Origin of the sequence: Rhodococcus sp. D-46 (assembly GCF_011290655.1) — a bacterium.
Taxonomy (GTDB): Bacteria; Actinomycetota; Actinomycetes; order Mycobacteriales; family Mycobacteriaceae; genus Rhodococcus_F; species Rhodococcus_F qingshengii.
The window spans coordinates 139274-151140 of record NZ_JAANTF010000007.1 but is presented as its reverse complement, the minus strand read 5'-3'; the positions used below and the strand labels follow the sequence as shown (position 1 = coordinate 151140).

At 61.5% G+C, this 11867-nt stretch carries 11 protein-coding genes; 6 read left to right on the top strand and 5 right to left on the bottom strand.

Annotated features, from left to right (window positions below; all coding sequences use genetic code 11):
* Positions 1-27 precede the first annotated feature (27 nt).
* Both G9U53_RS19050 and sthA read right to left on the bottom strand, forming a co-directional pair.
* Positions 28-930 (bottom strand): hypothetical protein, encoded by a 903-nt coding sequence (locus tag G9U53_RS19050; RefSeq protein WP_054188915.1) that lies wholly within the window; start codon positions 928-930, stop codon positions 28-30.
* 151 nt (positions 931-1081) lie between these two features.
* A complete protein-coding gene (sthA, locus tag G9U53_RS19045) occupies positions 1082-2494 on the bottom strand; it encodes a Si-specific NAD(P)(+) transhydrogenase (protein ID WP_050654762.1) in 1413 nt (470 codons plus the stop codon).
* Positions 2495-2964: 470 nt separating this feature from the next.
* Between sthA and G9U53_RS19040 the strand changes: the two genes are divergently transcribed.
* The 6 genes from G9U53_RS19040 (at position 2965) to G9U53_RS19015 (ending at position 9229) form a co-directional block, all read left to right on the top strand.
* The gene (locus G9U53_RS19040; RefSeq protein WP_165639058.1) at positions 2965-4479 is read left to right on the top strand and encodes a condensation domain-containing protein; all 1515 of its coding nucleotides are present in this window, start codon (positions 2965-2967) and stop codon (positions 4477-4479) included.
* Positions 4418-5878, top strand: a complete 1461-nt coding sequence (locus G9U53_RS19035; RefSeq protein ID WP_242692598.1) for a condensation domain-containing protein — start codon at positions 4418-4420, stop codon at positions 5876-5878. The genes G9U53_RS19040 and G9U53_RS19035 overlap by 62 nt, the downstream gene beginning before the upstream one ends.
* Positions 5878-7260, top strand: a complete 1383-nt coding sequence (locus G9U53_RS19030) for a condensation domain-containing protein (RefSeq protein ID WP_118603241.1) — start codon at positions 5878-5880, stop codon at positions 7258-7260. The genes G9U53_RS19035 and G9U53_RS19030 overlap by 1 nt, the downstream gene beginning before the upstream one ends.
* A gap of 78 nt (positions 7261-7338) precedes the next feature.
* Complete coding sequence (locus G9U53_RS19025) at positions 7339-7800, top strand: MarR family transcriptional regulator (RefSeq protein WP_042451335.1); 462 nt, start codon at positions 7339-7341, stop codon at positions 7798-7800.
* Positions 7797-8225, top strand: a complete 429-nt coding sequence (locus tag G9U53_RS19020; RefSeq protein ID WP_003939720.1) for an organic hydroperoxide resistance protein — start codon at positions 7797-7799, stop codon at positions 8223-8225. The genes G9U53_RS19025 and G9U53_RS19020 overlap by 4 nt, the downstream gene beginning before the upstream one ends.
* Entirely contained in the window at positions 8222-9229 is a 1008-nt protein-coding gene (locus G9U53_RS19015; RefSeq protein WP_047271041.1) for an NADP-dependent oxidoreductase, read from the top strand. The genes G9U53_RS19020 and G9U53_RS19015 overlap by 4 nt, the downstream gene beginning before the upstream one ends.
* Before the next feature lie 78 nt (positions 9230-9307).
* Here G9U53_RS19015 and G9U53_RS19010 read toward each other — a convergent pair whose 3' ends face one another.
* From G9U53_RS19010 to G9U53_RS19000, 3 genes are all read right to left on the bottom strand, one after another.
* On the bottom strand, positions 9308-10183 hold the full coding sequence (locus tag G9U53_RS19010) for an oxidoreductase (protein WP_007733943.1): 876 nt from the start codon (positions 10181-10183) through the stop codon (positions 9308-9310).
* A gap of 50 nt (positions 10184-10233) precedes the next feature.
* Complete coding sequence (gene yidC, locus G9U53_RS19005; protein ID WP_003939695.1) at positions 10234-11187, bottom strand: membrane protein insertase YidC; 954 nt, start codon at positions 11185-11187, stop codon at positions 10234-10236.
* Positions 11188-11299: 112 nt separating this feature from the next.
* Positions 11300-11605, bottom strand: a complete 306-nt coding sequence (locus tag G9U53_RS19000; protein WP_065455270.1) for a DUF6412 domain-containing protein — start codon at positions 11603-11605, stop codon at positions 11300-11302.
* Positions 11606-11867: the final 262 nt, after the last annotated feature.

Sequence of the window (11867 nt, the reverse complement as noted above, 5' to 3'; positions counted from 1 at the left end):
TCTTCGAGGACACTTTCGTCTACCGGATCAGAAGGTAACTTCTTCGACCGGTTTCTCCTCGTGGCTCGCCGCGCCGAAGACGGCCACGGCGACGGCACCCGCGATTGCCCCGACGAAGCCGACGACGGCAAGCCATTCCAGGCCCGGTCTCGACGCGTCGCCGAGCACCACGACGCCAACGATTCCCGGAACCACCGTCTCGCCGACAACCAGAGCCGCTGTCGCTCCGTTGACGGATCCCAGTTGCAGCGCCACCGTATGCAGATAGAAGCCGCCCAGGCCCGAGACGAGGATCGCCCAGCCTGCCGGATCGCGGAGCATGGTGCCGATTTCGAACGGATCGATTCCGTAGACCACGCGTACGGCAATGGCCAGACAGCCGAACAGCACACCCGAGATCAACCCGGCGACAACTGCTGCGCGTGAGCCCAACCATCGGATCAAACCGATGCCGATCAGCAAGATCAACGCCGAGCCCACGAGGACACCCCAATGGACGACGTCGTTGGAACTCCCACCGCCCGCGTGACCTGACGACAATCCGAGCAGCAGGAGCGATCCGATCACCGCAGCGATCGCGAACCAGTCGCGACGATGCAACTGGATGCCGAGGACCACGGTCCCCAGCACTGCCGTGATGACGAGATTGGCACTGACCACTGTCTGCGACAAGAACAGTGGAATGAGCCTCGCGGAGATGGCACTTCCGGCGAATCCGACCGCATCGAGCACGGTGCCCAGGATGAACGACGCCGTCAGCGCGGCCGCGAACGTCGAACGCAAGGTCGGGCCACCCGACGCCGTCACGTGTCCGGCCTCGCCACGCTGCTCGGCGGCAGCTGCCGACTTGCGCGCGCCGTAGGCTTGCAGCACGGATGCAACGCCGTACCCGACGCATGCCACGATCGCGGCAATCAGTCCGATCAGCATCGAAATTCCACACGAAGTTCCTGGGCAATGGTCATAGAGATAGACCCTGCCCTATTTCCCCAGGCCTGACATCACCCTCAGGTATTCGAACAAGTGCTACCCGAGAAGTACACCGACCGACCCTGACCGGTACCTGGGGACACCCCGACCCCTAGTGGAATTGCTTGAGAGCCCTGATCTTGTTCATGACGTCGAGCGCCGCCACCTTGTACGCCTCGGACAGTGTCGGATAGTTGAAGACGGCGTCGACAAGGTATTCGACGGTCCCGCCGCACCCCATCACCGCCTGGCCGATATGCACGAGATCCGTTGCACCCGAGCCGAAGATATGAACACCGAGCAGTTTCAGGTCATCCGTCGACACCAGGATCTTGAGCATCCCGTAGGTGTCGCCTGCGATCTGCCCGCGTGCGAGTTCGCGGTATCGGGAAACCCCGACCTCGTACGGCACCGATTCCTTGGTCAAATCGACCTCGGTGGCGCCCACGTACGACACCTCGGGAATCGAGTAGATGCCGATCGGCTGCAGATCCATCAGCTTCGCGCCTGGTTCGTCGAAGGCATGATAGGCCGCGAGTCGACCTTGATCCATCGACGTCGCCGCCAACGCCGGGAATCCGATGACGTCACCGACGGCGTAGATGTGTTCGACCTTGGTGCGGAAATTGTCGTCGACGTAGATACGGCCACGTTCGTCGGCTTCGAGCCCGGCGTTCTCCAGCGCGAGTGGCGCCGTGAGGCCTTGCCGTCCAGCCGAGTACATCACGGTCTCGGCTGGAATCTGCTTGCCGCTGCGCAGCGTCGTGAGCGTTCCGTTCGCTCCGACGTCGACGGCCGTCACTTCTTCACCGAATCGGAAAGTGACCGCCAGATCGCGTAGATGGAATCGAAGCGATTCGATGACCTCGGGGTCGCAGAAGTCCAGCATCGACGTCCTCTTCTCGACGACGGTGACCTTGGTGCCGAGTGCCGCGAACATCGATGCGTACTCGATACCGATCACTCCCGCGCCCACGACGACCATGGTGGTCGGGATGGAGGTCAGATCGAGGATTCCGTCGGAGTCGAGCACCCGGTGACTGTCGAAGGACACCCCCGCCGGGCGAGCAGGCAACGTTCCGGTCGCGATCACGACGAACTTCGCCGTGATCGTCATCTTGTCTCCGCGCGAGGCGTCCTCGACGAGGATGGTGTGCTCGTCGACGAACGAGCCGACCCCTATCAACAATTCGACGCGGTTGCGCAGGAGCTGAGATCGAACGACTTCGATTTCTTTGGTGATGACATGCTGGGTTCGCGCCAGCAGGTCGGCCGGAGTGATGTTCTCCTTGACGCGGTAACTCGCGCCGTACAGTTCGCGTTGGTTCATCCCGGTGAGGTAGAGAACCGCCTCACGCAACGTCTTCGACGGAATGGTGCCGGTGTTGACGCACACTCCCCCGAGCATGTTGCCCTTCTCGACCATCGCTACCCGTTTACCCAGCTTGGCCGCCGCGATGGCAGCCTTCTGCCCACCCGGGCCGGAGCCGATCACAACCAGGTCGTATTCCATCGGATCAGTCATCGCTTAGAAATACCGTCTGCATACGACCGGCAGATGCCGAGCATGTCAATACTCGGTGAACAATCCGCGCGCCGAAACGACACGACGGCAGTACACGAACCCTGTTGCAATTAAAAGAGATACAGCCGAATCCATACGAAACTTGCTACACATAAACATATTCCGACGTTCGCATGCGCACATGCTTCGTCGCCGGCGGAATTCACAACGGTCTGTTGAAATTTGTTTCACCACAGAGTGATTGATCGATCAACTGACAGGTGACCAGGGCCGTAAACCGGATGTCCAGTATTCGAATTGTCCGAAATAACGAGCGGAATGTTCCTCGTCACATCCCGCACCGAAGCAGTTGCGCGGAGCCTCGGGCCGCGTTCTACTTGCCTTGACTAATCATCTGTCACTCTCGGTTACAAACATCCGCCCCGTTCACGATCCCCACCTTTCGCCATCTCGAGAGATCAGGTTTCCCAATGGAATTCACGGAACTTGCCGACTATCCCCTACCTCCAGGGACCGTCACCGAGTGGACTCCCGCCGCGGTGAATCCGCCCGAGCTGTGGCCTGTCGACCAGCGTCCCGCCAGCTACATACACGAGGCACACTTGAAACATGCCCAGCAGGCGAAACGGCAGGTGCACCATCAGACCGACGTGTGCACTCCGTCGTGGCTGGGTACCTCGTTTCGCATCCACGACCGACTCGACCGAAGGACCTGGGCGGCCGCTCTCGATCACTGGATCGATCGCCACGAAGTGCTCCGAACACACGTCGCCGTGGAGGGCGAAACGATAGTCCGACGCACCGCGGCGTCTGGAGACGTCCGGATTCTGGGCACCGAGGTCGGACACCTTGCGTCCTCGATGTCTGTCTTCACGCATCTGCAGCAACTGCTCGACCGATCGACCGATCCACTTGTCTGGCCTGCGTATCAGTTCGCGACGATCGAAGGCCCCAACCACTTCACCGTGGTTTTTGCCGCTGATCATGCTCTGCTGGACGGATATTCGGTGGCGTTGACCGCGCACGAACTGCAGACGATCTACCGATCGTTGAGCGAGGGAAGCCCTCCCTCGCCGCCGGAGACCGGAAGCTACATCGACTTCGGCACCAAGGAACGAGATCTCGTGGGACACGCGGACCGCTCTCACCCGGCAGTGCAGACGTGGCGCGAGTTCTACGCGCAGGGCGAGGCTCCGTACTTTCCAGCGCTACCCGAACCGGTCACCGGACGCCGAGTCCCTCAGCAGAGCCTGTCTGCCTGGCTTCTGAGCGCCCGGGGAGCCGAACGCCTGGCAGAAGCGAGCAAGCGCAGCAACCAAGGATTCCTGGCCGCGATACTCGCGTGCGCGGCCAAGGTGACCGGCGATCTCACCGGTGCAGACGAATTCCGCGTCGTCGTGCCGCAACACACCCGTTCGGAGCTTCGATGGGCCGCGTCGCTGGGATGGTTCATCGGTGTTGTGCCGGTGAGGATTCCGATTGCCCCCGCCGCAACCGTGAGCGATCTGGCCAAGGTTGCCGGCACGGAGATACGGCGCGTCCGCCCCGCCGCGGCACTGCCGTATTCGAAAGTGTGCGAGCTGATCGACTCCCCGCAGCACCTGCCGTTCGTGCTCTCGTACATGGACGTTCGTCACGTTCCTGGTGCCGAGCAATGGACGAGCTGGCAGACCAGGGGCCTTCGTAGTCGAGATCATTCGGGAACCGACGTCTACATCTGGCTCACGCGGACTCCCGAAGGGCTCAATCTGGCCATACGCCACCCGGGCAACGCGCGCACGAGCCGCCACATCCATCAGTTCGCGGGACTCCTACGCCGCGAAATGGAGGACTTTGCCTTCTCGACCGACACTTTCGCACCTCCGACCAACACCGCCGTACCGATCAATACCGCTGTACCGATCGAGGAGAACTCTCATGGAAATGACACCCATCGATCTCTGGGCACCGAAAGCCGGGACGCTCACCGAGTTCAGGCCTACTGAACAATCCCTGGCGGCGGCATCCGGGGCACCACGGAGCGACCAACCGCTCTCGTTCCTACAGGAAGGACACATTCGTACCGCCGATCACAAGCGCGCACAAGGCGTCGACTGGTCACCGTGGATCGGATTCACGTTCACTCTGCCCGGTGATCTCGATCGGGAGGCACTGCGTCGGGCGGTCCAGGCGTTTGTCCTGCGGCACAACACACTGCACAGTTGGTTCGAGGTGAGATCATCCGAAGATCCCGACGGTAGCGGGGTCATCGACCGTCACGTGGTGGATGCGTCGACGATCGAACTCACGCCGCACAGCGTCGGTTCTCTGAACACGACAGATGCGGTTCGCGAGCATGTGAGCCGAAGTTTCGCCGGCGATACCAGCCCATTGCAATGGCCCTCGTTCATCAGTGGCGTCGTCGAGCACGGCGCCGGCTTCACCGTCTACTACGGCGTCGATCACTCGCACACCGACGGCCTGTCGTTGATGCTGGGCGTCGAAGAACTTCGTGCGCTGTACATCGCCGAAAGCGCCGGCATCGAGGCTCAACTTCCCTCTCCCGGCAGCTACGTCGAGTACAGCGGCGAGGAACGGACATCCGCGGGGAACCTCGACCTGGCCGCGGCGCCTGTGCAGCAGTGGATTTCGATTCTCGCCGCCAACGCCGGCCAACTCCCGACGTTCCCCCTCGACCTCGGTGTCGCGCGGGGCGAACAGGCCCGGTCGACCCGCACACACATCGACGTTCTCGACAGCGACGAGTCAGCCGCGTTCGCAGCGCTGTGCAAGTCCAATGGCGTCGGCTTCTCCACGGGGATCTTCGCAGCCCTCGCCCTCACCGAGATCGAAGTTGCGGATCGAGCGAACTACTTCGCGCTCAACGCAGTCGGCACTCGCTCCGATCCGAGATACCTCTATTCCCAAGGCTGGTTCATCAATCTCGTCCCGGTCTCGTTCACGCTGAGCGGTGTCACGAACTTTACCGATGCACTCCCCCTTGCCCACGCTGCTCGCGCTGCGGTGAAGGGAGTCGCGGACGTGTCCATTCACTCGGTGATCGCCCAGGTGTCGAAGTTGACCGGATCCGACATCGGTGGAACCTCGGTCCCGCCGATGGTGTCGTACATCGACATGCGCCTGATTCCAGGTGCCGAGCACCATGACGAACTCGAGGCGCGGGCACTGGGTGGGCCAGGAACGACGGGTGATCTGTCGATGTGGATCAACCGGAAGGAAGACCGTACGTACGTGATGGTCAGTTTTCCGGACACCGAGCAGGCGCACACATCGGTGAATCGGTACCTACGACACCTTCGCAACGTCCTGAGAACGGTCGCTGATACCGGCGACTACCGTGTCGTGCGTCAGGCGGATGCACGTCAGGAAGTGGAGACCGCCTGATGCACATCACGTTTCTCGACAGGTTCGAGGCACGGCCGGGCCGCATTCTGCAGTGGACGCCGAGCGAAATCTCCACCGGAACGACGTATCCGGTTCCCCCGACCTCCAATCAACAGCTGCATCTTGCCGGCAGCCGCGGCGATACGACTTGGCTCGCTGCTACTTTCGACGTTCCCGGCCCCATCGACACGGACGCACTCAAGGCCAGCTTCGAGGAATGGACGTCCCGTCACGACGCCCTGTCGTGCTCGTTCTCCCAGGCCGAAGAATCGGGTGAATCCTCGGCACTGTTCGTCGACGTCGCCGACGTCGGCGATCTGCGCCTGCGTGAGGAAACAGTGGCTGACGCGAGAACACCGGAGCAGGTGCGAGAACTCTTGGGCGAGCGCTTGGATCGATGGTGCAATCCTTTCGCGTTTCCCGCGTACTTTCTCGGTGCCATCACCCGCGAGGACCAGTCGACAGTGATCTGCGGGTTCGACCATGCCATCTGCGACGGCTGGTCCATGAGCATCGCAATTACCGAGATCAGCACTCTGTATCGCGAATACACGCGGGCGGACCGTGATCCGATCGCGTCTGATCTCCTTCCGGAGCCCGGGAGTTTCCTCAACTACTGCTTCCGGGAATCGGCAACCGCGGATCCAGAGCCCGGCGACCACCGGATTGCGGGTTGGCGGTCCTTCCTCCGAGCATGCGGGGGTGACACTCCCCATTTTCCCGTAGATCTGGGACTGCCCGCCGGGGCGATGTCGCCCCAGGGCACAGACACCCGAATGCTCCTCGACGCCGACGAAGCCGAGCTGTTCGACCAGAACTGCGCCGATCATCGGCACTCGTCGTTCGGTGCAATTCTTGCGTCGATCGGTTTGGCCACAACACAATTGACCGGCAAGAGGGACACGCACCTACTGTTCCCTGTTCACACGCGTCGGGAACCGCGACACAACCACACCTTCGGATGGCTGGTAGCCAATGCGCCCATCACCGTGACGAGCATGGACAATCTTCACAGCACTGCCCGGGCAGTCAATCTCGCTTTCCACGAGTCACTTTCACTGTCGTCCGTCTCGTCGAGGCAGGTGTTGCGGAGCTTGGGGCCCGAGGTTTCGCCCACTCGCAGAGACATCTTCTCGGTGTCCTACGCCGACTACCGAACCATGCCCGGTGGATCTCGCCCCCGTAAATCAAAGTCCAGCGAATCACAGCCTGCGCCGATCAATCCGCAGCAACTCAGTCGCGTCTCGAACGCCGACGACGTTCAGTTCTGGTTCTCACGAACTCACGACGGATTGGCAGTGCGGACCAGGTTTCCTGCGCCCGCTGCCCGGACAGTGCACACCTTCCTCTCGCATGTCTCCGAGATCCTGTCGACGCCGTAGACGAACGGCCGCCTATCCGTAGATCTATTTGACACTTCTTTGTTGTGCACAACTTAACTGTGCGCTACAGTTGTTCTCGTGACCAACCCACTCGCTCTCGAACGCCAGGTCTGCTTCGCCCTCTATTCGGCGTCGCGGGCCACGACGGCCGCGTACCGGGCGATGCTCGACGACCTGGGAATCACGTATCCCCAGTACCTCGTCCTGTTGACACTCTGGGAACGAGACGGCCGCGGGGTGCGTGAGATCTGTGAGGCACTCGATCTCGATACCGGAACTCTGTCGCCGCTGCTCAAGAGGCTCGAGGGTCTGGGATTCATCGAGCGCCGACGCCTCACCACCGACGAGCGTCGCGTCGAGATTCACCTGACCGAGGCGGGTTCCACCCTGCGCAGCAAGGCCGAGGACATCCCAGCCAAACTCGCAGGTGCCACTGGTCTGAGCACCGACGAACTCACCGAACTTCGAGACGTTCTCACTCGTCTCGGCGAGTCGCTCCAAGCATCCAATGCCCACTCCGACGGAAAGAAGAAGTCATGAACATCGTCTACACCGCAGAAGCACTTGCCACCGGCGAAGGCCGCAACGGTCACGCTCGCACCTCGGACGGACGCCTCGATCTCGGCCTCGCCATTCCCAAGGAAATGGGTGGCAGCGGCGAAGGCACCAACCCCGAGCAGCTCTTTGCCGCCGGATACGCAGCATGCTTCCACTCCGCTCTGCAGATGGTCGCCCGTGCCGAGAAGGCCAACGTGGCTGATTCCGCAGTCGGCGCGCGGGTCGGCATCGGCCCCAACGGTGCAGGAGGCTTCGGACTCGCTGTGACGCTGGAGGTTTCACTCCCCCATCTACCTCATGATCAGGCCGTCGAGCTGACGGAGAAGGCACACCAGGTGTGCCCGTACTCCAATGCAACTCGCGGCAACATCGAGGTCACCCTCGAAGTAAGTAAGGACGACGAATGAGCACTACCACTGTCAGCCGGGAAATCCGTCTCGCTTCACGCCCGAACGGTTGGCCCACGTCGGAGAACTTCGCCACCGCCGAAGTAGAACTCCCCGAACTCGAAGACGGCCAGATCCTGGTCCGCAACATCGCCATCTCCGTCGACCCGTACATGCGCGGCCGAATGAACGACGTGAAGTCCTACCTTCCGCCGTTCCAGGTCGGTGCGCCGCTCGACGGTGGTGCCATCGGCGAGGTCGTCGAATCCAAGTCGGCTGATCGCGCCGTGGGCGACGTTGTCGTCCACGGCCTCGGATGGCGTGAATACGCCATCCTCGACGGATCCGCAGTGACTCCGGCCGACACGTCCATCGCGCCGGCGACGGCCTACCTGGGTGCCCTCGGCATGACTGGCCTCACCGCGTATGCCGGCCTCACCGCGGTTGCGGAGTTCAAGGAAGGCGATACCGTATTCGTCTCCGGCGCAGCAGGTGCCGTCGGATCGCTCGTCGGTCAGATCGCCAAGTTGCTCGGAGCGAAGCGAGTAATCGGTAGCGCCGGTTCACCGGCGAAGGTTGCCCGACTTCTCGAACTCGGATTCGATGCGGCATTCGACTATCACGACGGCCCGATCACCGAACTACTCGCCGCTGCCGCCCCTGACGGCATCGACGTGTACTTCGACAACGTCGGTGGCGAGCATCTCGAAGCCGCCATCGATGCCATGAACCAGGGTGGCCGGATTGCCCTGTGCGGAGCCATCGCTCAGTACAACACCACCGAGAAGCCCACCGCTCCCCACAACCTGGCACTGGTGATCGGCAAGCAGCTCACACTGCGCGGATTCCTCGTGGGCGGCTACCGTCACCTCGGTGGCGAATTCCGCACCCACATGGCAGGGTGGCTCGCCGACAACAAGATTCAGTGGGACGAGACCATCGTCGAAGGCCTGGAGAATGCACCGCAAGCGTTCATCGACCTGATGCGCGGCGCGAACACCGGCAAGATGGTTGTCACGCTGTAACCCGAACAACATCTAGCTCGAACGGATATGAAGGTGGCCGCGAACTTCTCGAAGTTCGCGGCCACCTTCATATCTGAATCAAATCCCGAACGAGACTCCGGTCAACTTCTCCGACAGTGTCCACAAACCCGAGGCTGTATTCGTATCGTGTGATTTCTTGTTCGACCCCACGACCTTCGGATACCCTCGCTGCTCGAACGGACCGTCCGGTCCGATGTAACTGCCGCCAAAGGCATCCGGCGCGGTTGCCGCCCACAGTTCGGGAAGGGCGCCCATCTCCGCGGACTGCGCGAAGATCGAATTGCCGATTCCCATCAGCTTGTCCTGGATCGACTCGGTGTGCCCCTGCAGGTTCGTCGACGCGTATCCCGGATGCGAAGCGAGCGCTTTGAGCGAAGATCCCGACGCCGCGAACCTGCGTTGAAGTTCGTACGTGAACAACAGATTGGCAAGCTTGGACTGCCCGTAGGCCAACCATCGGTTGTACTTCCGACGCTCGAAATTGAGATCGTCCAGATCGACAGTTCCGAGCTGATGCAGGGCACTGGACATCGTCACGACACGATCGGTGAGCTTGTCCTTCAGCAATCCGGTCAATGCGAAGTGTCCGAGATGGTTTGTGCCGATCTGCATTTCGAATCCGTCGACCGTCCGGCGGAACGGAACCGCCATCACGCCGGCGTTGTTCACCAGGACGTCGACCTTCTCCGTTGCGTCGGCGAAGGCTCGTACCGACGACAGATCCGAGAGGTCCAATTTGCGGACAACCGCGTTGGGCCCGATCTCGGCGGCTACGGCGTCGGCCTTCGTAGTGTCACGACAGGCGAGGACGACGTCGGCCCCGGCTTTGCCCAGCGCTCGTGCGACTACCTCACCCAGTCCGCTGTTCGCCCCCGTGACGACAAATGTGCGGCCGGTCTGATCGACTACGTCTTCTGCGGTCCATTTGGTCATGCTTTCCAGCGTACGTGCCTTACTCGCCGGTAGGGAGGGGTCGCCTTCCGTCATCGCCTGCGCTTGGCGCGGATGGGCTTGGCGCCCGGCAGCGGCGGTGCAGCCACTCTGGGCGACGGGGGCGCGGTCATTCCGGGAGTCGGCGACGATTCGGCTTCCTTCTGCTCCGCAGCGATGCGTCCGTACACAAAATGCTGTTGTCCCAGCGTCCAGCAGTTGTTACTCACGAAATACAGCAGGATCGCCACGGGCGCGAACGCACCGAAAGCGATCACCCCCACCGGAAACACCCACAATGCGAGCTTGTTCATGATCGCTGTTTGAGGGTTGACGGTTCCGGTGTCCACTTGGCGCGCGATGGATGCCCGCGATGTGAAATGTGTAGCGACGGCGGCGAATATCATCAGCGGTACCGCTACCAGAATGATGGAGATACGGCTTACGTCGCCGAATGCTTCCAGTTGTGCTGCCGGGCTCGAAATCATGGCGGACAACGGTGCGCCGAACAGTTTGGCGTCGAGAAAAGACTGCACGTCCGAGGCACTGAAGAAGTAGTTGGCCGTGTTCGCGTTGTCCGCCACCGACATCGGTTCGGTCGGGCTCAGAAACGGGACGTGCGATGCCGCTCCGGTCCGATTGAACGATCGCAGGACGTGATAGAGACCAATGAACACCGGTGCCTGAACCAGCATCGGCAGACAGCCGAGCAACGGACTGTAATTATGTTCTTTCTGCAGCTTGGCCATCTCTACAGTGAGTTTCTGCCGGTCACCCGAATACTTCTTCTGCAACGCCTTGATCTGAGGTTGCAGCTTCTGCATCACCAGTTGAGTGCGGACCTGCTTGACGAAGGGTTTGAACAGCAGGGCTTTGAGCGTGAAGACGAGAAATACGACCGACAACGCCCACACGACGCCGTTGTCGGGTGATCCGGAGACCAGTGAGAAGACCTTGTGCCAGAACCAGAGGATTCCGGACACGGGGTAGTAGACAAAATCGAGCATGACGAATGAACCTCACCGAAAGGCACGCTCAGAGAGATGAGAGCGCGGGAATGGTCGTGGACGCAAGACGTCTGACCGACCTACGACGAGTTCACACCCGCCGACTGCCGATCTACAGACCGATTCCCGGAGCTCGAGGTTGCGGACGACCGGGCGCGTCCGGGCTGCTCTGCCTGCGGAAAGCACCACGCAGGCAGCGTTCGTCATCAGACGGGCCAGTGGTCGAAACCGCGCACAGTTGCAGAAGTTCGTACTTCGAGGAAGTTGCGAGCGCAGCGACCACGAAGACGGCAATCGCAGTTCCCAGCACCGCGGCGCTACCCGAGGAACCAAGCGGAGGCACTGCGAGAAGAGCGATGAACGGCAGCAGAAGCAGCAACAGTGACCGTGTCACCGTTCCTGTGCTCCGCTGTTGCATGACTGCGAGAGTACAGAACGTCCGCCGAATCCAGCCAGACGCTTGCCTCACGTACTTGTTCGCGCAGCCATTTGTGCGCAGGATCGTGGTCCATCCGACCGTGCCACTGTTGAGCGTTCGGCGCTCCCGCTGCGAATCGCCTGACCGGAGCCGGGGTGAGGCCGGCCGCCGTGCCCTCCTTGATTCGGATCACGAAAGTCCGTCGAAGTTCTCGCGATCGATCAACAGGCCTTGCACCCACAATGCCGCTCGAAACAGGTAT

What these genes read in the sequence shown, in the direction of transcription:
- G9U53_RS19050 (WP_054188915.1), bottom strand. Translation starts at nt 930, where the DNA reads ATGCTGATCGGACTGATTGCCGCGATCGTGGCATGCGTCGGGTACGGC.
- sthA (WP_050654762.1), bottom strand. Translation starts at nt 2,494, where the DNA reads ATGACTGATCCGATGGAATACGACCTGGTTGTGATCGGCTCCGGCCCG.
- G9U53_RS19040 (WP_165639058.1), top strand. Translation starts at nt 2,965, where the DNA reads ATGGAATTCACGGAACTTGCCGACTATCCCCTACCTCCAGGGACCGTC.
- G9U53_RS19035 (WP_242692598.1), top strand. Translation starts at nt 4,418, where the DNA reads ATGACACCCATCGATCTCTGGGCACCGAAAGCCGGGACGCTCACCGAG.
- G9U53_RS19030 (WP_118603241.1), top strand. Translation starts at nt 5,878, where the DNA reads ATGCACATCACGTTTCTCGACAGGTTCGAGGCACGGCCGGGCCGCATT.
- G9U53_RS19020 (WP_003939720.1), top strand. Translation starts at nt 7,797, where the DNA reads ATGAACATCGTCTACACCGCAGAAGCACTTGCCACCGGCGAAGGCCGC.
- G9U53_RS19015 (WP_047271041.1), top strand. Translation starts at nt 8,222, where the DNA reads ATGAGCACTACCACTGTCAGCCGGGAAATCCGTCTCGCTTCACGCCCG.
- G9U53_RS19010 (WP_007733943.1), bottom strand. Translation starts at nt 10,183, where the DNA reads ATGACCAAATGGACCGCAGAAGACGTAGTCGATCAGACCGGCCGCACA.
- yidC (WP_003939695.1), bottom strand. Translation starts at nt 11,187, where the DNA reads ATGCTCGATTTTGTCTACTACCCCGTGTCCGGAATCCTCTGGTTCTGG.
- G9U53_RS19000 (WP_065455270.1), bottom strand. Translation starts at nt 11,605, where the DNA reads ATGCAACAGCGGAGCACAGGAACGGTGACACGGTCACTGTTGCTGCTT.